Annotated in this window: 18 protein-coding genes and 1 tRNA gene; 7 read left to right on the forward strand and 12 right to left on the reverse strand. The window is 71.4% G+C overall.

The features are described from left to right. Positions 1-113: 113 nt before the first annotated feature. Together ACEN9V_RS02215 and rfaE2 are read left to right on the forward strand one after the other, a co-directional pair. Positions 114-1589, forward strand: a complete 1476-nt coding sequence (locus ACEN9V_RS02215) for an aldehyde dehydrogenase family protein (protein ID WP_413601953.1) — start codon at positions 114-116, stop codon at positions 1587-1589. Next, positions 1586-3118 carry a D-glycero-beta-D-manno-heptose 1-phosphate adenylyltransferase gene (gene rfaE2 / locus ACEN9V_RS02220; RefSeq protein ID WP_413601954.1) on the forward strand — a complete coding sequence of 511 codons (1533 nt, stop codon included), beginning with the start codon at positions 1586-1588 and terminating at the stop codon, positions 3116-3118. The genes ACEN9V_RS02215 and rfaE2 overlap by 4 nt, the downstream gene beginning before the upstream one ends. Here rfaE2 and phoA read toward each other — a convergent pair whose 3' ends face one another. The 9 genes from phoA to ACEN9V_RS02265 all read right to left on the reverse strand — a co-directional run bounded on the left by phoA (position 3119) and on the right by ACEN9V_RS02265 (position 14000). Then, positions 3119-4810, reverse strand: a complete 1692-nt coding sequence (gene phoA / locus ACEN9V_RS02225) for an alkaline phosphatase (RefSeq protein ID WP_413601955.1) — start codon at positions 4808-4810, stop codon at positions 3119-3121. Between the two features lie 171 nt (positions 4811-4981). Beyond that, a complete protein-coding gene (locus ACEN9V_RS02230; protein WP_281264520.1) occupies positions 4982-5479 on the reverse strand; it encodes a Dps family protein in 498 nt (165 codons plus the stop codon). Positions 5480-5589: 110 nt separating this feature from the next. After that, a complete protein-coding gene (locus tag ACEN9V_RS02235) occupies positions 5590-6012 on the reverse strand; it encodes an SIP domain-containing protein (RefSeq protein ID WP_413601956.1) in 423 nt (140 codons plus the stop codon). A 22-nt stretch (positions 6013-6034) separates the two neighbouring features. Next, positions 6035-6691 (reverse strand): TetR/AcrR family transcriptional regulator, encoded by a 657-nt coding sequence (locus ACEN9V_RS02240; RefSeq protein WP_413601957.1) that lies wholly within the window; start codon positions 6689-6691, stop codon positions 6035-6037. Beyond that, the gene (locus ACEN9V_RS02245) at positions 6688-8736 is read right to left on the reverse strand and encodes a CocE/NonD family hydrolase (RefSeq protein ID WP_413601958.1); all 2049 of its coding nucleotides are present in this window, start codon (positions 8734-8736) and stop codon (positions 6688-6690) included. Before ACEN9V_RS02245 ends, ACEN9V_RS02240 begins: the two co-directional genes overlap by 4 nt. After that, positions 8733-10484, reverse strand: coding sequence for a dipeptide ABC transporter ATP-binding protein (locus ACEN9V_RS02250; protein WP_413601959.1), 1752 nt, complete (start codon positions 10482-10484; stop codon positions 8733-8735). Before ACEN9V_RS02250 ends, ACEN9V_RS02245 begins: the two co-directional genes overlap by 4 nt. Further along, a complete protein-coding gene (locus tag ACEN9V_RS02255; protein ID WP_413601960.1) occupies positions 10481-11362 on the reverse strand; it encodes an ABC transporter permease in 882 nt (293 codons plus the stop codon). Before ACEN9V_RS02255 ends, ACEN9V_RS02250 begins: the two co-directional genes overlap by 4 nt. Continuing rightward, complete coding sequence (locus tag ACEN9V_RS02260) at positions 11359-12390, reverse strand: ABC transporter permease (RefSeq protein WP_413601961.1); 1032 nt, start codon at positions 12388-12390, stop codon at positions 11359-11361. The genes ACEN9V_RS02255 and ACEN9V_RS02260 overlap by 4 nt, the downstream gene beginning before the upstream one ends. Beyond that, on the reverse strand, positions 12387-14000 hold the full coding sequence (locus ACEN9V_RS02265; protein WP_413601962.1) for an ABC transporter substrate-binding protein: 1614 nt from the start codon (positions 13998-14000) through the stop codon (positions 12387-12389). Before ACEN9V_RS02265 ends, ACEN9V_RS02260 begins: the two co-directional genes overlap by 4 nt. A 215-nt stretch (positions 14001-14215) precedes the next feature. Here ACEN9V_RS02265 and ACEN9V_RS02270 point away from each other — a divergent pair, with 215 nt between their 5' ends. The 3 genes from ACEN9V_RS02270 to ACEN9V_RS02280 are packed head-to-tail and all read left to right on the forward strand — an operon-like array spanning position 14216 to position 15833. Further along, positions 14216-14806 (forward strand): molybdopterin-dependent oxidoreductase, encoded by a 591-nt coding sequence (locus ACEN9V_RS02270; RefSeq protein WP_413601963.1) that lies wholly within the window; start codon positions 14216-14218, stop codon positions 14804-14806. Then, on the forward strand, positions 14803-15588 hold the full coding sequence (locus ACEN9V_RS02275) for an FAD-binding oxidoreductase (protein WP_413601964.1): 786 nt from the start codon (positions 14803-14805) through the stop codon (positions 15586-15588). Before ACEN9V_RS02270 ends, ACEN9V_RS02275 begins: the two co-directional genes overlap by 4 nt. Beyond that, positions 15585-15833, forward strand: coding sequence for a DUF6510 family protein (locus ACEN9V_RS02280; RefSeq protein WP_413601965.1), 249 nt, complete (start codon positions 15585-15587; stop codon positions 15831-15833). Before ACEN9V_RS02275 ends, ACEN9V_RS02280 begins: the two co-directional genes overlap by 4 nt. A 144-nt stretch (positions 15834-15977) precedes the next feature. Here the strand turns inward: ACEN9V_RS02280 and ACEN9V_RS02285 are convergent. Further along, positions 15978-16049: transfer RNA gene (locus ACEN9V_RS02285), tRNA-Gly, on the reverse strand. Between the two features lie 120 nt (positions 16050-16169). Between ACEN9V_RS02285 and ACEN9V_RS02290 the strand changes: the two genes are divergently transcribed. Together ACEN9V_RS02290 and ACEN9V_RS02295 are read left to right on the forward strand one after the other, a co-directional pair. Further along, complete coding sequence (locus ACEN9V_RS02290) at positions 16170-17522, forward strand: hypothetical protein (protein ID WP_413601966.1); 1353 nt, start codon at positions 16170-16172, stop codon at positions 17520-17522. A 36-nt stretch (positions 17523-17558) separates the two neighbouring features. Then, positions 17559-17774 carry a hypothetical protein gene (locus ACEN9V_RS02295; protein ID WP_402728693.1) on the forward strand — a complete coding sequence of 72 codons (216 nt, stop codon included), beginning with the start codon at positions 17559-17561 and terminating at the stop codon, positions 17772-17774. A 30-nt stretch (positions 17775-17804) separates the two neighbouring features. On the opposite strand, the gene ACEN9V_RS02300 is transcribed toward ACEN9V_RS02295, so the two are convergent. Both ACEN9V_RS02300 and ACEN9V_RS02305 read right to left on the reverse strand, forming a co-directional pair. Then, positions 17805-18602, reverse strand: coding sequence for a hypothetical protein (locus ACEN9V_RS02300; RefSeq protein ID WP_413601967.1), 798 nt, complete (start codon positions 18600-18602; stop codon positions 17805-17807). Next, complete coding sequence (locus tag ACEN9V_RS02305) at positions 18599-19285, reverse strand: hypothetical protein (RefSeq protein WP_413601968.1); 687 nt, start codon at positions 19283-19285, stop codon at positions 18599-18601. Before ACEN9V_RS02305 ends, ACEN9V_RS02300 begins: the two co-directional genes overlap by 4 nt. Positions 19286-19322: the final 37 nt, after the last annotated feature.

The following is a 19322-nucleotide window of genomic DNA, read 5'->3' on the forward strand; positions in this document are numbered from 1 at the left end:
ACCGCGCCGTCCCGCCCGTCGGTCAGCCGCAGACCGCGTTCCCGTGACCGCGCTCAGCGAAGGAGGGGGAGCGTCGGACCTCGCCCGTGACCGCCGTCCCCGGAAGGACCCGCATGACGCTCGAAGCCCCCACCACGACCGACCGGATCGTCGTGCTCGACCCGGTGACCGGGTCGGTCGCGTCCGCCGTGCCGGTCGCGACCGCGGAGGTCGTCCGGGACGCGGTGGAGCGCGCCCGGACGGCCTTCCCCGGGTGGGCCATGACCGCTCCGGCCGACCGTGGCGCCCTGCTGCGCACCGCCGCCGAGCACCTCCGTGAGCACGCCGCCGAACTCGCCGAGTTGAACACGCGCGAGACCGGCAAGGTGCCAGGGGACGCGCTCGGCGGCGTCGAGGCCGGCATCGGGACGCTGCTGCAGTACGCCGAGCTCGGCCCGCTGCACCGTGGCGAGGCGCTCCGCGGCCAGCACGGAGCGGCGGATTGGACCGTGCCGCACCCCCGCGGTGTGGTGCTCGCGCTGACCCCCTGGAACGACCCCGTCGCCGTGGCGCTCGGCATCCTGGGCGCAGCCGTCGTCACCGGCAACACCGTCGTGCACAAGGGCAGCGAGCGATGCCCCGCGACCATCCGACGACTCAACGAGCTCGTCGCCGAGGTCCTGCCGGAGGGTGTCCTGGTGGGTGTCGACGGCGACGCCGGCACCGGAGAGGCCCTCCTCGCCCAGGACGGCATCGCCGTGTACGCCCACGTCGGGTCCACGGCGACCGGCGACCGGTTGACCGAGGTGGCAGCGACCACGCGGGCCCACGTGATCCGCGAGAACGGCGGCAACGACGCGCTCGTCGTCGACGCCGACGTCGACCCGGACTGGGCCGCGTCGCAGGCCGCGCTCGGCGCGTTCGCGAACACCGGCCAGATCTGCACGAGCGTCGAGCGCATCTACGTGCACCGTGCTGTGGCCGACGCCTTCGTCGAGGCCCTGGTCACCGAAGCGGACGTCCGCACCGCGGCACCCGCCGCGGAGTACGGCCCCCTCGTCGACGAGCGCCTCCGGGCCCTCGTGCAGGGACACGTCGACGACGCGGTCGCCCGCGGTGCCCGAATCCGGACCGGCGGCGTCCTGCCGGACGGCGTCGGGACCGCGTACCCCGCGACGGTGCTGACCGACGTGCCAGATGACGCACTCGCGCTCACCGAGGAGACCTTCGGCCCGATCGCACCGGTCCGCGTCGTCGACTCGTTCGACGAGGGACTCCGTCTCGCCGCCTCCGACCGCTACGGCCTCGCGGCGACGGTCCTGACGAACGACACCGCTGCAGCGCTCCGTGCGGCGGCCACCTTGCCCGTCGGCACCGTGAAGGTGAACGCCGTGTTCGGTGGTGCGCCCGGCGGCAGCGCCGAACCCCGTGGTGCCTCCGGTTCCGGCTTCGGGTACGGCCCGCACCTGCTCGACGAGATGACCACCACGACCGTGGTGCACGTCGAGGCGGCGCCGGCACGCGCCGCGGCGGACCCGACCGCGACCGCGACCCCCGGTGACGCACTTGCGGACACCAGCACGGCCGACGCCGAGGGGTTCGACCGATGACCGCCGACGTCCGCCTCGTCCGCGACGTCATCGCACGGATCGACGACCGCGAGCCGCTCGTCGTCGTGATCGGCGACCCGATCCTCGACCGGTGGACGATCGGCGAGGCCGAGCGGGTCTCGCGAGAGGCGCCGGCACCCGTCGTCCGCGTCACCGAGACGATCGCGGTCCCGGGCGGTGCCGCGAACGCCGCCGTGAACGCCCGGGCCCTCGGCGCGCAGGTCCGGATGGTCGGTCTCGTCGGGGACGACGAAGCCGGCACGGTCCTCCGCGACCGGCTCGCGACCGCCGGTGTCGACACCTCGTTCCTCGTCGCGATCCCCGGCGCGACGACCACCACCAAGTCCCGCATCGTCGGCGGCGACCGCGTGCTCGTGCGCGTCGACGAACTCACCGGGACGCCCACCGCCGGGCAGAGCGACCAGCTCGCCGCTGCGGTGAGCCGTGCGCTCCGTGGCGCGGACGCCGCGGTGGTCTGCGACTACGGGCTCGGCGTGACGCCGGAGACGGTGCTGCCGGTCCTCGACCGTGACCGGCCGGACGTCGTCGTCGTGGACGCCCACGAGCTCGGCGCCTGGAAGGGACTGCGTCCCGACCTCGTCACCCCGAACGCGGGCGAGGCGACGGCACTCCTCGGCGTGGACCTCGGCCACGGACCCGACCGTGCCGAGGCGGTGCTCGCACGGCACGACGAGGTCCTCCGGGCGACCGGCGCCAGGGCCGCCGTGGTGACGCTCGACCGCGACGGGACCGTCCTGGTCGAGGAGGGGCGCGTGGACGGAGACGACCGTGGTCACCGCACGCGTGCGACCCCGGCCTCCGAGCAGCAGGCATCGGGCGCGGGCGACACGTTCTGCGCCGCTGCGTCCGTGGCCCTCGCCGTCGGCTCGACGCCCCGGGTCGCCGTCACCTTCGCACAGGCCGCCGCCGACGTCGTGGTGCGCGAGGCCGGCACGTCCACGTGCGACACCGCGGCGCTCCTGGCGTCCGTCGAGGCACCGGCCGAGACCGTCGTCGACCACGACGACCTCGCGGCGGCGGTCCAGGCGGCGCACGAGCAGGGGCGCCGGGTGGTGTTCACGAACGGCTGCTTCGACGTCGTGCACCGCGGGCACACGACGTACCTGCGGCAGGCCAAGGAACTCGGCGACCTGCTCGTCGTCGCGCTGAACGACGACGACTCGGTCCGTCGGCTGAAGGGACCCGAGCGGCCGATCAACACCGCCGAGGACCGGGCGGGCGTCCTCGCGGCGCTGGCGTGCGTGGACCTCGTCACGGTCTTCGCGACGGACACCCCGATCCCGCTGCTCGAGCGGGTGCGTCCCGACGTGTACGTGAAGGGCGGCGACTACTCCCCCGAGATGCTGCGCGAGACCGAGGTCGTCCGGGCCTACGGCGGCGAGGTGGTCATGGTCGACTACGTCCCCGAACACTCGACGAGCGCCGTGGTGCGTCGGATCCGCGAGACGAGCGGCCTGGCCGGTCCCGCGGAGACGGGATCGGCCAGGCCGGACACGAACGAGCGCTGATCAGCGGACGCGGACCTGCTTGGACGCCTGCTTCCCCGACTGGACACCCGTGAAGGTGATCGTCGACGAGCCCGTCGTCGCCTTCCACCGGACCGAGGCCGTGCCGTCGATGACGTCGAGCGTGCCGAGGTCGGTCGACCCGACGGTGACCCGCACCTGGCGGTCACCGGCGAACCGGCTGCCCGTCAGCACGACCCGCTGGTTCGGTCGTGGCGCACCGAAGGAGAGGTCGATCCGCGCACCGCGGCTCAGCGCCGCCAGGTCGCCGTTCAACCGGAGCCCGTCGGAGATCGTGAAGAACGTGTCCGTCTGGTCGGTGAGTCCGACGACGTTCGCTGCACCGGGACCGAAGGCCGCGATCCGGACCTGCGTGCCGGTGTGCTGCTGCGACGCACCGGCGCCCGCCGTGCCGTAGGAGACCTTCATCGTCGTGCCGTCGGCCGTGACGAGCGCGGTGGACAGCGAGGCCGGCGGGGTGTTGTCGACGATCTGGCTCGAGTGCGCGTGGTCCGCCGTCGCGATGACGAGGGTGTTGCCGTCCTTCTGGGCGAACGCGAGCGCGGCCTGCACCGCCTCGTCGAAGTCGATCGTCTCGCCGATCTGGCCGCACGCGTCGGCGGCGTGGTCCTGCTTGTCGATGCTCGCGCCCTCGACCTGCAGGAAGAAGCCCTTGCCGTTCGACGCGCCGCGGTTCAGCAGCCCGATCGACTTGTTCGTCAGTGACTGCAGCGAGAGGCCGGTGTCGAGGCGAGCCGGGTTCGGCGTGCAGCGCACCGCTGCCTGGTCGGCTCCGCCCACCGTGGCCGTGGTCGGCGCGTACCGGGTCGGGAAGTTGCCCGGCGTGAAGAGGCCGAGCACCGGCTGCTTCTGGTCGGCCTTGCGCACAGCGGCGAGCCCCGCGGCGTCGTCGACGACCTGGTAGCCGCGCGCACCTGCCTGGTCGAAGAGCGTCTTCCCCGCGTACTGCCCGGCCTTGGCGGTCTGGGTGAAGCTCGCCGAGCCACCGCCGAGCGTGACGTCGGGGCGGGCGTTCAGCAGCTGCTCGCTGATCGATCCGAGCCCGCCGTTCTGCAGCGCGTCCGACCCGCACGACGCGGTGTCCGGTCCGTAGCAGCTCCGCGCGCCGACGTGGGCGACCTGCACGCCAGGGGTGGCGTCCTGGATCTCCGCCGTCGACACGTTGCCGGTCCGCAGGCCGTTCGCCTTCGCCAGCTCCAGGAGGGTCTGCTGCGGTGCGCCGTCGATGTCGACCGAGATCGCGCCGTCGTAGGTCTTGGTGCCGGTCGCCCAGGCGCTCCCGGATGCCGCCGAGTCGGTCACGTAGTCGGGCTTGCCCTTGTCCGCGCCGTCCTTCACGAGCGAGTACGTCGTGTACGACCCCGTCAGCGGGAGCGCGTCGAGCCCGGGCAGACGACCGGCGGCGCCGTACTCGTAGTTGCGCGCGACCGTGATCTCGGAGTCACCCATCCCGTCGCCGATGAGCAGGATGACGTTCTTCGCGTTCGCGTTCTTGATCGCCTGCCGGACGGCCTGCGTCTGGTCGCCTGCTGCCCGTTGCGCGCCGCCGTGCTGGTTGAGTGCCAGTTGGTTGACGGCTTCGGCGGTGCCGGGAAGCGCGATCGCGCCGGCGACGACGACGGCGCCGATCGCGAGTGCCGCGCGCCGACGGCGCTTCGGTGTGTGCTGTTCCATGTCGGTTCCCCTCGTCATGTGCCCCGAACGGGTGCCATCCGAGGATGGCTGTACGGGGGTACAGGCGGGTGAACCGGCGGGGTCCGGTGCGTGAACGGGACGGGGCCACACGCATGACAGGAGGCCCGGTGCCAGCTGGCACCGAGCCTCCTGTCCAGGAGATCGCTGGTCTCAGGCCGCGAGGTGCGCCTGCAGGAACCAGCGGTCCTTGGTCAGTCCGCGCTCGATCTCGATGACGACGTCCTGGCTGTTCAGGTCGACCTCGTCGAGTCCCTCGACCGCGCGACGGACCTGCGCGAGCGCCGCGTCGATGTCGGCGATCACCTCGGTGATGGTGACATCGGAGTTCTGGAAGCCCTCGGACAGCGCCGGGATCGTGGTGTTCGCGGCGACGGTCGCGATGCGCGAGTCGACCGGCAGGCCGAGGGCGACGATGCGCTCCGCGGCGAGGTCGGCGTACTCCTGCGCGTGGGCGACGATGTCGTCGAGGAGCTCGTGGACACCGACGAAGTTCCGGCCGCGCACGTGCCAGTGCGCCTGCTTGCCGTTGACGACGAGCGCCTCGAGGTCGATGACGACCGGCGCGAGGAACTGTGCGACACCGGCTGCGAGCTCCGGCGTCGTCGAGAACGGGGACGTGGTGTTCGGGGTGGTCGTGCTCGTGGTCATGTGCTGCTTCCTCCTACCTCGTGGGCACGGACGGAGCTCGTGCTCCGGTCGCGCCGATGGAACAACCATGCTCCGCTTTCTTGAACGGCGCAAGGAAGCACAGGCTGACCTCACCCGCCGTACTCCACCTGGACCTGCTGGCCGGCGTCGGTCAGTTCGAGCTGCACCGCCGCGCGGGCCTGCTCGACCCACGGGCTGTCCGCGCAGCCGATCCAGACCGTCGTCCGCGGCTCACAGTCGGCGACGCACCACTCGGCCGCCCAGCCGATGACGGCCGCTGCGAGGGCCTCCCCGTGGTCGGCGAAGACGAGCGGGGCGACAGCGGACGTACGGGCGCTCCGGACCAGCCAGGTGACGGTCACGCGCGGGGGCGCCGGGAGGATGCGGACCTGCTCGTCGAGGGCGACCTCGACGAAGACCTGGCCGTACGCGTTCTCGGGGAGGTCGAGCAACAGGCGGTGGATCTCGACGAGGTCGTCGGAGCTCCCCGCGATGAGGATGCGCTCGCTGGGCTGTCGACGGGTCCTGGCCATGGACACAACGGTAAGGGAAGCCTTACCTCAGTACAACCCCGAGGTGCTGTGCGAGGAACTCCCACATCCAGGTCAGTGCCACCGCGTTGGTCAGCCCGGGGGCGTTCTGGGCGATCTGCGTCGCCACGCCGTCGCTGTAGGCGGCGAGCTTGAGCGCGACGACCGAGGGGTCGATGCCGTCCGAGGACACGTCGAACGTCCCCGTGTCGACCCCGCGGCGGATCACGCGGACCAAGCAGGCCTCCCAGACACGGATGCGTTCCGCGTACTCCTCGGCCACCTCTGGACGACGTGCGACCGCGGTCCAGTAGTCGGACCAGATCCGCCAGTGCTGCCGGACCTCCTCGCTGTCGTCGAACAACGGCTCGACGAGCATCCGCAGCGCCGTCGCCGGATCGGGTTCCGCGTCGACGGCGGCGACGATCGCCCCGTAGAAGCGCTCGGTCTCGAGCACGACGACCTCGTTCAGGATCTCCGCAACGCTCCCGAAGTGGTAGGTCACGGTCCCGACGGAGACACCTGCCTCCGCCGCGATGTCACGGAGCCCGGTCGCGCCGAGACCGTTGCGGACGATGACGCTGCGCGCGGCGAGGACGATCATCGCGCGGCGGACCTCGGGTCGCTGGCGCGCCCGTGGCTTCGGCTGCGCCGGGTCTGGTGCCTGCTGCTCGGCGCTCACGCAGACGTCCTCGGCACCTCGTCACGGAACGTGTGTTCGGCGACGAGCTGCTCCTCGGTCCCGGCTGCTCCGTCCCGTGCCCACGCGCGGACGGTGTTGACGAGGTGGAACGACTCGGCGTCCGCCGCCACGTGCGACGTCGTCTCCAGGCGCGCGGCCCAGTCGGTGTGCGTCAGACCGATGGCCCAGCGCGAGTCCGCGGTGGCCGAGGTCGGGTCGTCCGAACGGATCCGGTAGGTCTCGCGCGCGTCCTCGCTGAACACCAGTCCGTCCGGGTAGACCCGGCCGCCGCCGTACCCGGGGTCGACGTCGAGCGTCCACGTCCGGGTCTCCACGTCGTGGGTGACGGTGCGCTGCGGGAGCGGGTCGCTCGGTTCCACCCGGGTGATCGCGAGCGGGGTCGACCGCTCGGGCTCCTCGAAGCGGATGTCGTCGTCGTCCGACCGGGTCCACACCGGGAGGGTCACCGAGCTCTCCGACGGATCGAGCACGAGGGTCGCGACCGTCCCGTGCGGCCACACCCACGGCCAGTACGACGTCGACACGGCGACCCGGAGTCGGTGTCCGGCGACGAAGCGGTGCCCGGTGGACACCAGTCGGACGGGCAGCACGGTGGGCGCACCCGGCTCGAGCGGATCGGTCCGGTCCATGCCGTGCCGGCGGGCGGCGTTCAGCACACCACGGGTGACGAGCGTCGAGCTGCCATCAGGGGCCACGTCGCACAGCCGCACGGTGACCGTGGCCCTGGGCAGGTCGCTCGTGACGGCGAGGTCGACGAGGACGTTGCCGAGCAGATCGAACGACTCGTCGACGAGCAGGTCGAAGCACGCCGAGCGACCGTCCTCGGCGCGCTGGTCCGGCGGCAGGTCGGTCGCGTTGCCGAACGGGAAGAACCGTCCGGCGTCCGTGCCGGTCTCCTGCGGGGAGGAGACCACGACGTCGCCGTCCCGTCCGCCGCGCAGGGTGTCGAGCGTGTGCGACACGGCCTCGGTCGCGGTCGATGGCCACGACGTCGCCCCGACCCACCGCCCGGTGCGCGACGCGTGGTACGTCGCGGGCGGTTCCGGGTCGTTGATCCACGCGCGCAGTGCCGGATCGGCCTCGACCCCGGTGTCGACGCCCTTGAGCCACCGGTCCCACCAGCGCAGCGTCTCCTGCAGGAACCCGATCGACGGTCCCGGCGCGAGCCCGCGGTCCGGGTACTGGTGCGACCACGGCCCGACGATCCCCTTGACCGGGGCGTCGACGTGCTCGACCAGGCGCAGGACGGCGTCCCGGTACGGGTCCGCCCAGCCGCCGACGGCGAGGACCGCTGCGCCGATCTTCCCGTAGTCCTCCGCCGCGCTGCCGTGCCGCCAGTAGTCGTCACGGGCCTGGTGCGACAGCCACACCGGCGTCATCGGCCGGTTCGCGTCGAGCCGCTCCTTCCAGCGCGCGACCCACGACGACCCGACGACCTCGGGGCGCGGCGGACGGGAGTTGAACGCGAACATCGTCGCGCCCCACGCCGCCATGTCGATCCCGAGCACCGCGCCGCCGACGTAGTGCACGTCGTTGTCGTAGCGGTCGTCCGTCGAGCACACGGTGACGATGGCCTTGAGCGCCGCCGGTGCCCTGGCCGCGAGCTGCAGGGCGTTGAACCCGCCCCACGAGATGCCGAACATCCCGACCGCACCGGTCGACCACTCCTGCGCGGCGAGCCACGCGATCACGGCTTCGCCGTCGCGCAGCTCCTGCTCGCTGTACTCGTCGTCGAAGAACCCGTCCGACGACCCGGTCCCGCGGATGTCGACGCGCACCGAGGCGTACCCGTGCGCCGCGTACCAGGGGTGCCGCTCGGAGTCCCGCGGCGCCGTCCAGTCGTCGAGCCGGTAGGGCAGGTACTCCAGCAACACCGGCACACGGGCATCGGCGGACGCGTCCGCTGGGGCCCAGATCCTGGTGTGCAGCCGCACGCCGTCCGGCATCGGGATCCACTCGTCGCGGACGGTGACCCCCTCCGGTAGTCCGGTCGGCACCCCGATCGCCGTCAGCCCGTCCGTCATGCGTCCTCCCAGTTCCTGATCCGGTGTCCGTCCCCGTGGTCGGTCCAGCCGTCGACGTGCCGCCAGCGCTGCACACCGTCGTCGACCTCGGGCAGCGTCGTCACGCCCGGCTCGAGCGTGGCCGCGAGCAGCGTGCTCGTGTAGGGGTGGTTCGGGCCGGTGAACACCCGCTCGGTCGGGCCGATCTCGACGATGCGGCCGCCGGTCATCACCGCGACGCGGTCGGCGACACCCCGCACGACGGCGAGGTCGTGGCTGATGAACAGGCAGCTCAGGCCGTTCTCGCGCTGCAGGTCGGCCAGCAGCGACAGGATGCCGGCCTGGACCTGCACGTCGAGCGCGGTGGTGATCTCGTCGGCGATCACGAGTCGCGGCCCGGCGGCGAGGGCCCGTGCGATGCCCACGCGCTGCCGCTGGCCGCCGGACAGCTGTGCCGGCAGGCGGTTCGCGAACTCCGGTCCGAGGCCGACCTGCGTGAGGAGCTCGGCGACGCGCTGGCGTGAGGACGAGCCGGTGAAGAGCCGGAGCGGTCTGGCGATCGCGGCACCGACGGTCCGACGCGGGTTGAGCGAGGTGTCGGCGTTCTGGAACACCAGCTGCACGGCGCGGCGGAGCGCGGCGGACCGGGCGGCGACGGGCTCGCGGAGGTCACCCGTCACCGTGTCGTCGGTGTAGTCGAAGCTGCCGGACTCGGCGGGCACCAGCCCGGCCAGTGCGGTTGCGAGGGTCGACTTGCCGCTCCCGGACTCGCCGACGACGGCGAGGGTCTCGTGCGCCGCGATCTCGAAGGAGACGCCGTCGACCGCGGCCGACAGGCCGCGCCCGTACCTGACCACCAGGTCCTGTGCGGTCACGACGGGACGGACGGGAGGCACGGTGGGCGTGGCAGTGGAGCCGACCGTCCCCGGGACGGTCGCCTCCAGACCGTCTGGACCCGCGCCTCCAGACCGTGTCCCGTTCGGTACCGCGGCCAACAGGGCACGCGTGTACTCGTGCTGCGGGTCGGCGAAGAGGTCGGCGGTCGCGCGGTGCTCGACGATCTCGCCGTGCCGCATCACGGCGATCTCGTCGGCCATGGCCGACACCACCCCGAGGTCGTGGCTGACGAGGAGGACGGCCATCCCGAGCTCCCGGCCGAGGTCGGCGACGAGGTCGAGGACCGCCGCCTGCGTGACCACGTCGAGCGCGGTGGTCGGCTCGTCGAGGACGAGCACGCGCGGCCTGGCCGCGACGGCCATGGCGATGGCGACGCGCTGCTGCTGGCCGCCCGAGAGCTGGTGCGGGTACCGACGGACGATGGTGTCCGGGTCGGGCAGCCGCACGAGCCGGACCAGTTCGGCGACCCGGTCCGGGCCGTCCTGCTCGCCGTGGGCACGGAGGGCCTCGCGGATCTGCTCCCCGATCCGCATCGACGGGGTCAGCGCCTGGCCCGCGTTCTGCGCGACGACGGACGCGGTGCCGCCGCGGAGCGCCCTGGTCTCGGCGGGCGACAGGGCGAAGACGTCCTGCTCGGCGACCGTGACCGTCCCGCCGACGATGGTCGATCCGGTGCGGAGGTGGGCGAGGAGCGTCCTGGCGACGGTGGACTTGCCGCTGCCGGACTCCCCCACGAGACCGAGCGTCCGGCCGGCGTCGATCGTGAACGAGACGCCCCGGACGACCGGGACCCAGGTACGACCGGCGGCGTAGGAGATGGCGAGGTCGTCGACGCGGACGGCCTGCGTGGTGGTCGTGTCGATGACGGTCATGCGCTCGTCGCTCCCTGCGTGGCACGGTCGACCCCGAGCGACTTGCTCAGTCCGTCCGCAGCGAGGTTGAGGCCGATCACGAGCGTCGCCAGTGCCACGATCGGCGCCAGCGTGCCGAGCGGCACGACGGTCAGAGCGGTGCGGTTCTCCTGCACCATGAGCCCCCAGTCCGGTGTCGGTGGGTTCGCTCCGAACCCGAGGAAGGACAGCGACGCCACGAGGAGCACGATCCACGACGCCCGCATCGCGTACTCGACGAGCACCACGTCGAGGACGTTCGGCAGGATCTCGCGGAACACGATCGACAGGGGCTTCTCGCCGCGGGCGCGGGCCGCCGTGACGTAGTCCTGCGTGATCACGGTGCGCGCGGCCCCGCGGACCACGCGGGTGACGGCTGGGGCGTAGACGATCGTCACGGCGAGCACGATCACCCAGAGACCGGCGTCGAAGACCGTGACCACGACGAGGAGCGCCAGGATCGACGGCACGCTGAGCAGCGCGTCCACGACCCGCATGACGACCTCGTCGAACCAGTTGTCCGCGTACGCGGTGACGGCGCCGAGGAACGTGCCGACGGCGACCGCGATCGTCGTCGCGAGGAACGTGACCAGCAGGGCGTACCTGCCACCGTTCAGCGTGCGGGACAGGATGTCGCGGCCGTACTGGTCGGTGCCGAGCCAGTGCGTCCACTCCGGTCCGGCGAGCACGTTCGTCGAGTCGGTCGCGACGGGGTCGTGCACGCCGATGACGGGTGCCAGCACCGCGAGGACGAGGTGCAGAGCGATCAGCCCGAGGCCGATGGCGAGTGCCGTGGAGCTGCGGAGCGGCGCGACGGCGGCACCGATCACGCTGCGCGAGCGCGGGGCGATGGCGGTCATGCGGTGGCCTTCCGTTCGGTGCGCTCGGCGCCGGTGGACGAGCGGCGCCCGGTCGTCGGCCGGATCCGCGTCCGCCGCTGCCGGGTGCGGAGCTTCGGGTCGAGTGCGAGCGCGACCAGGTCGGCTGCGAGGTTGCAGACGACGTAGATGAGGGCACTGAGGAGCGCGATCGCCTCGATCGTGGGCAGGTCCCGGTTGAACACCGACTCGAGCATGAGCTTGCCCATGCCCGGGTAGTTGAAGACGTTCTCCACGACGACCACGCCGCCGAGGAGCCACGCCACGTTCAGCGCGACGACGTTGAGCGTCGGCAGCAGCGCGCTCGGGACCGCGTGTTTCCACACCACCCGGCGCGTCGTCAGGCCCTTGAGCTCGGCGGTCGTGACGAACTCGGACGCCATCACGTCGATCGTCGAGGACCGCGCGGTGCGGACGATGTACGCGGCCATCGCGAGGGTGAGCACGATGATCGGGAGCCAGATCGTCGGCAGCAGCTCGGCCACGGTGGCGTCGCTGCCGCGCAGGACGACGGCCGGGAAGAGCGGGATGCCGATCGCGAAGAGCAGCACGAGCACGGTCGCGACCATGAACTCCGGCACGCTCATCACCACGAGGCTGACGATCGAGATGACCCGGTCGGTCGGGCGGCCGCGGCGCACGCCGGCGACGACCCCGAGCGTCAGGGACAGCGTGACCCCGACGAGCATCGCCGGGACCGCGATGAGCATGCTGTTCCGGAACGCCGTGAACAGGGTCGGCGCGACGGGCTCCCCGCTGACGAGCGAGGTGCCGAAGTCGCCGTGCGCGGCGCCGACGAGCCACTGCCCGTAGCGGAGCCACACGTTCTGGTCGAGACCGAGCGACTCGCGGAGCTGCTTGACCGCGTCGGGCGTGGCGTTCTGCCCGAGCAGCTGCTGCGCGACGTCACCCGGGAGCGCCTGCACGGCGAGGAACACGAACAGCGAGGCGAGGACCACCGTGAGGACGGCGATGCCGACCCGGCGGAGCACGGGGAGGAGGACGTTCATCGGCGCAGTCCGATCCGGAGGTAGTCGAACTCGAAGCCGAACTCCGAGTAGTTCACGACGTCGCGGGACAACCCCACCAGGCGGTCGCCGAACATCGGGGTCATGTCGGCACCGTCGGCCACGACGAGTCGCTGGGCGTCCTGGTACAGGGTCTTCCGCTTGGCGTCGTCCATCTCGGCACGCGCCTCGTCGAGGAGCTTGTCGAACGACCCGTTCGACCACGCACTCTCGTTGTAGGACGAGCCCGATCGGAAGATCTGGTTGAGCAGCTGGTCGATCGGCCGGCCGGTGAACCAGTAGCTCACCATCAGCGGCTTCTGCATCCAGATCTGTGTGTAGTAGGAGTCCGACGAGGCGTTCCGGACCGTCAGGTCGACGCCGGCGTCCTTGACCTGGTCCCGGTACGCGACCGCGAGGGGCGTGAAGACCGACTCGTAGCTGGACGTGTAGATCGACGCGCGCAGTCCCTCCCGGTCGGCCCGCTGCAGCAGGCTCCTGGCCTTGTCGGGGTCGTACTCGCGCGGTTCGTCGAGGAACGCGGCGAGCTGTGGCGGGACCGGGTTGTCCCAGCCGGGCGAACCCGTGCCCTGCAGCGCCGTCTCGACGATCCGCTTCGGGTCGTAGGCGAGCTTCATCGCCTGGCGCACCGTTGGGTCACGGAACTCGTCGCTCGTCGCGAGCATCGGGATCGTGTACCACTGCGCGTTCACGGAGCGCGCGACCGTCGCCCGGTCCGATGCCGCGACCACCCGGGCGGTGGCGAAGTCGAGGTTCGTCTGCGAGATGAGGTCGATCTGTCCGGCGAGCAGTGCGTTCACCCGGGCCGGGGTGTCCTGGATCGAGAAGAAGTCGATCCCGTCGAGTGCCGGACGACCCGCGAAGTGGTCGTCGAACGCCTCGACGCTGCCGGCTCCGGCCGGCGTGAACGAGGACAGCTTGAAGGGCCCGGTCCCGATCCCGGTGCTGCCGATCGTGCCAACGGCCGAGGCCGGGACGATGTAGCACTGGTAGGCGGTCAGGAGCGACGGGAACTCGGCGTTCGGCTTCGTCAGCTCGAAGCGCAGCGTGTACCGGTCGACCGCGCGCATCGAGTTCGCGTCCATCACCTCGCCGAGCACGCCGGCCTGCGGGGACCCGGTCTTCTCGTCGAGGATGTGCCGGATGCTGGCGATCGCGTCGTCCGCGCCGAACCGGGACCCGTCGTGGAACCGGACACCCTGGCGGAGGTGGAACGTCCACACGGTGCCGTCGGCGTTCGCGGACCACTCCCGCGCGAGGTCGGGCACGGTCTCCCCCGACTCGTCGAGCTTCACGAGCCGGTTGTAGAGCGCGCCGAGGTACTCGTACGCGGAGAGGGAGCTCGCGGAGTCGAGGGTCTCGGCGGCGGATGCGGCGGGGCGGGCGATGCGGAGACGGCCGCCGCGCCGGGCGGTGCCGGTCGCGGCCTGCTCGGGGATGCTGACCGTTCCGGCGCTCGCACCGGAGCTGCATCCGGTCAGGGTGAGCAGACCGAGGCCGGCGAGACCGGCGGCGCCGGTGAGGAGCGCGCGGCGGCTCGGGCGACGGTCCGCTGGGGTGCGGCCGTCTTCGGGTTGGACGATGGGTGGCATTCGGGGTGACCCCTCCCGGTAATCGTTCCGGTGAACGATAGAGGGAATCCGCGGCCCCGCCAACCGCGTGATGCCGCCGACCGCCGCCTCTGCGACCAGGGTTTCCGCGCAGCGCCGCGGATGCAGCCGGGTCAGGGGAGCAGCCGAACGTTTACGAACCCGTTACACAGCGCCGCCGGATCAGGGCCAGGATCGTCTCGAGACGAGGAGCACCGATGGCGACCTTCACACGCGGATTCGGCGGACGACGACGTGACGAAGACGATCGGTTGCCACCCGGTCAGACCCTGGTGCGCGACTGGCCCGTCCTGTCCGCCGGGGACACCCCAGAGGTCTCCCCCACGGACTGGACCTTCTCGATCCGGACCGAGACCGCGCTGCACGAGTGGACGTGGGACGAGGTGCACGCGCTCGGGGTCGAGGACGTCACCGTCGACATCCACTGCGTCACGCACTGGTCCAAGCTCGCGATGCCGTGGCGCGGCGTCCCGCTGGACCGGTTGTTCGAGCAGGTCGAGACGTCCCTGGACTTCTGCATGGTGCACAGCGTCGGCGGCTACACGACCAACGTGCCGCTCGACGAGCTCCTCGACGGACAGGCCTGGATCGCCTTCGAGGCGGACGGCGCGCCACTCGAGGCCGAGCACGGCGGGCCGGCGCGGCTGCTCGTCCCGCACCTGTACTTCTGGAAGAGCGCGAAGTGGGTGCGCGGGATCGTCATGCAGGCCGACGACGAGCCCGGCTTCTGGGAGAACGCGGGCTACCACCTGCACGGCGACCCGTGGAAGGAAGAACGGTACTGGTGAGCGGACTGGAGGCAGGGGTCGCCACCGTCACGCCACTCGCGACCCGTCGGCGGCCGGCCTGGCACCAGGCCACGGTCGCGTCCGCCACCATGGAGACGCCGTCATCGCGCCGGATCGTCCTCGACGTCCCGACCTGGCCGGGCAACGACGCCGGTCAACACCTGGACCTCCGGCTCACCGCCGAGGACGGGTACCAGGCCACCCGCTCGTACTCCATCGCGTCGCAGGGCCCCGGCACCCGCGTGACCCTCGCCGTCGACCGGGTCGACGACGGGGAGGTCTCCCCGTTCCTCGTCGACGCGATCGAGGTCGGCGACGCCCTCGAGGTGCACGGTCCCCTCGGCGGGTGGTTCGTCTGGCGCCCGACGCCGGGCGATCCCCGCCCCGTGCAGCTCATCGCGGGTGGATCCGGCATCGTGCCCCTCGTCGCGATGGTCTCGGCACACGCCGCGGCGGGCGACCAGGCCCCGTTCCGGCTGCTCGCGGCCGTGCGGACACCGGACGACGTCTTCTTCCGACCAGAGATCGACGCGGCACGCACTGCGTCCGCCCCGCTCGAGGTGACCGTCGTGTACAGCCGACGGGCGCCGGAGGGCGCGGCGGAACCGGCGGGACGGCTGACCCGTGCGGCGCTCGCCGAGGCGGTGTTCCCGCCCGACGCGGGCGCGCTGACGTACGTGTGCGGCTCGACGTCGTTCGTGGAACAGGTCCTCGGGTGGCTCGGCGAGCTCGGGCACGACACCGCGGACCTCCGCGCCGAGCGGTTCGGAGGCACGTCGTGAGCGTCGTCGACGGCAACGTCCTCGCCGGTGACCTGGCCGACGTCCTCGGGGACGACCCGACGGCGGCGCGGCTCCGTTGCGCGGGATGTGGTTCGTCGGGTCCCCTCGGCGAGGCCCGCGTGCACCGGAGTCCGATGGGGTCCGTCGCACGCTGTCGAGCATGTGGCAGGGTGCTCGTGACGGTCGTGCTCGTCGGGGATCGTCGCCGGGTCGGCATGCCGGGGGTCAGGGCCGCCGAGGTCTGAGGCGTCTTCGTCCGTGCGGGAGCCCTGCGCCTGCTGCGTCCGCGGTAGACCCGGACGGCCCGGACGGCCCGGACGGCCCGGAAACCAGAGAACCCCGACCGAGGTCGGGGTTCGTGGGGGGCCGGGTGGAGCCGGCGGTTCCCGAGCGGATGACGAGATTCGAACTCGCGACCCTCACCTTGGCAAGGTGATGCGCTACCACTGCGCCACATCCGCAAGCACGACCAGACGGTCGAACAGGGCCAGCATACCCGTCTTCGATGGGTCCCCCCGATTCCCGACAGGACCCGGGCGTGTCCGTCCTCGGCGTCCGACCCGCTCCGCCACGATGGGGCCATGGCTGAACGACGACGCACCCGACCGCAGCTGCGCTTCAGGTATCCGCCGAACTCGCCGCTGGACACGAACGTCCACGCCGAGCTCATCAGGCGCCTGCAAGACGGAGCGTGGGTGATCGAACCGGACCCGGAACAAGCCGGACGACTCGAGGACGAGTACTACTCCGACGTCTGGAAGATCGACATCCCGCAGGGCAACGGGTCTCGTGAGCTGCACGTGCCGTGGGACCGATGGTCCGCATTCGCCGCCATCGAGTTCGAGCGGATCCGCTTCGTCGATGGGTTCGAAGCCATATGGCACGATGCCACGCAGACCGTCGAGGCCTCCGTCACCCCGGGCATTCGCATGTCGACCCGCCGGCCACATCCGATCTGGGCTTCCCCCGACACATCAACTGACCCAGTGAAGGCCGAAGAAGAGCGGAGCCTCTTCTACCAGTTCCAAGACGGCGAGGGCGACCTTCGCCTGTTGTTCCCCGAGGGCCAGATGATCCGGTTCCAGGGGCCTGAGGCGACCATCGAGTTGTCCGCGCCCTCGCGTGCCTTCACGTCGTTCTTCGACGTCGAGCTGGACGAACCGCTGGCAACCCTCAAGGTGACCGTGGCGGCGGTGCACGAAGCACCTGCGGCGCTCCTCCGCGGGGTCGCATCCGACTTCCTCTTCGAACTGGACATGCGGACGGGTTGGGGACTGCAGCTGGCGGCCGTTCCCACCCAGGCGGTGACCGCCGCGCCGACTCCGGACGACCTCCAGATGCGATACCCCTCCGCGCGGTACCGACCAGACGCCAAGTCGCTGTACTGGTACGCGGCGTCGAACTCCCGACTCCCCCTGGCCCAGTACGTCGCGTACTACCAGGTCCTCGAGCACTTCTTCGGCTCGTTCTCGCAACGCCTCGCCATCGAGCGGGCGAAGTCCACGCTTCGTGATCCGACGTTCGACCGATCCGACTCCGAGGCCGTCCACAACCTCCTTGCGGACGCCGCGTCCTCGTTCGTGGCATCGACGAAGGAGCACGTGCAGCTCCGATCGGTACTCCAGACATGTGTGTCTGCGCCGGAACTCCGTCGTTTCATCACGAGCGACGAAGCTCGGCACGCATCACTCACGACGGAACACCTAGAAGCAGTACCCAGCATCGTGGCAGACGAATCGGAAGAGCGGCTCTGGGAATCTGTCGCTCAGCACGTCTACAAACTGCGGAATCGCATCGTGCACAAGAAACAACACGACACACCGAGCGCGATCGGTCTCCTTCTCCCGAACAGTCCGGATGAAGGGCTCCTCGGGCACGACATTCAACTCGTCCGCTGGCTCGCGCAGAAAGCCATCGTCCACGACGGATCATGATCACGAGCATTCGGCGACGAGGTGTTGGCTGGGCGCATGAGCGACTTCGTGAAGGACACCACCGACGGCACGCCTGCCGAACCCGACTCCCACGGCGTCGACCTGGTCGACGGGGACGCTCCGGCGGTCCGGATCCTGGTGCGCGGCGACCTGCCGCCGACCATCGAGCACGACGGGCGCATGTGGGCGGCGACGGACGAGACACACGACGCCGGTGACGCGCCGGCGATCAGCGTCTACCGGCCGGCCTGACGCCTGACGCCTGACGCCTGACGCCTGAGGTCAGCGTCTCGTCCGGTCGAGGTTGAGGGTCTCGCCGGCTCGCAACTCGTACGCCAGACCGAGCGCCTGCCGTGCACTGAGGTACCGGAGGTCGGCGACGGTCACGCCGAAGCGGTGTTCGATCGCGTCGAGGGTGTCGCCGTCGGCGACGTGGTACCACCTCGGCACGCCGTCGATGCTCTCGACGGTGCCCGTCGCGCCGGCCAGCTGACCGGAGTCGTGCACCGTGAGACCCGGGTGCCGGTCCGGCACGTGCCAGTCCAGCCGCGCGACGCCGAGCACCGTCCACGGGGAGGTCTCCGGCCGGTCGACCAGCACCGCGGTCCTGAGGAAGCTCGGGTCGTCGCCCGCTTCCTGCAGTCGGAACTGCTGATCGGGGACCTGCGCCGTCTCCCCCGGCGCTCCCCAGGCGTCGTAGCCGAAGCTGACCCCGTCGGAGATTGTGTCACCGACCCGCTCGTCGAACTGGCGGAAGAAGATCGCGAGCGGCTGGCCGAGGGTCGACCGGTACGCCGAGGTCTGCACGACGTAGTCGTCGTTGCCGGTGGCGACCACCTGCAGGTGGATCGACGCGCGACCGTCCGCGGTGGCCAGGTCGGTGTCGAGGACGACGGTCCCCGCTGCCGGTGCCGGGCCGGCCGGGTCCGCAACAGCCGTCGGGGTCGCGGACGCGGTCGGACTCGCCGTGGCCGGTCGTTCGTCCGTCGCGGCGTGGTGCGCCGAGCCCGCGGTCGCGCAGCCCGTCACCGTGAGCACGGCGGCGAGACCGAGTGCCGCGACACCCGTTCGGCGGTTCACCGCGTCGTCCCGGGCAACGGCGTCTCCTGTCGCACCCCGGCGGCCACCGCGACCGAGCGCACCTGGGCCTCGAGCGCCCCACCGTGCAGGTGCTTCGCGAAGCCGATCACGGTGCGGTAGAGCGGCACGTCGATGCTCGTCCACTGCCCGTTGTCCACGATGACCCGGAGGGCGTCGACGGTGCCGAAGGTGTACCGGCCGGCGGCCTTCGTCTCGCCGGTCGAGACCGCGCGCACCTGGTTGCGCGGAATACCGAGGACGAGCCGCGGCGTGGTGCCGCCCACGTAGATGCCGATGCCGTTGTGGTCGGCGACGACCGTCGCGTGTCCACGTCGAGGGACGTCCGGACCGGGCTCGGCGCCGAGCATCGCGGCGGTGCGGCGGACGTCGGTCGCGAGGTCCTTCGTGAAGAGCGCCGGAGCGAGGTGCGCACCGGGATGGGCGAGGGCGAGTGCAGCCTCCCGTCGTCGGGTCGACGCGTTCTGCACCGCCAGGACGATCTCGATGATCGCGAAGATCGCAGCGGCGTAGAGGAACAGCGTCCCGATCACGGCTCCCGTCGACATGCCAGCCTCGTGCTCGCGCCACGCCAGCACGCCGAACCGCAGCACGAGGTACGCCGCCACGACGACGATGCCGATCAGCCCGCCACGACGCCGACCCGTTCCGTTGCTGTTCCCCACCCGGACACCGTAGCGAGTGCACGCCGCTCGACGGGCA

It is taken from the genome of Curtobacterium sp. Curtsp57 (assembly GCF_047324335.1).
Lineage (GTDB): Bacteria > Actinomycetota > Actinomycetes > Actinomycetales > Microbacteriaceae > Curtobacterium.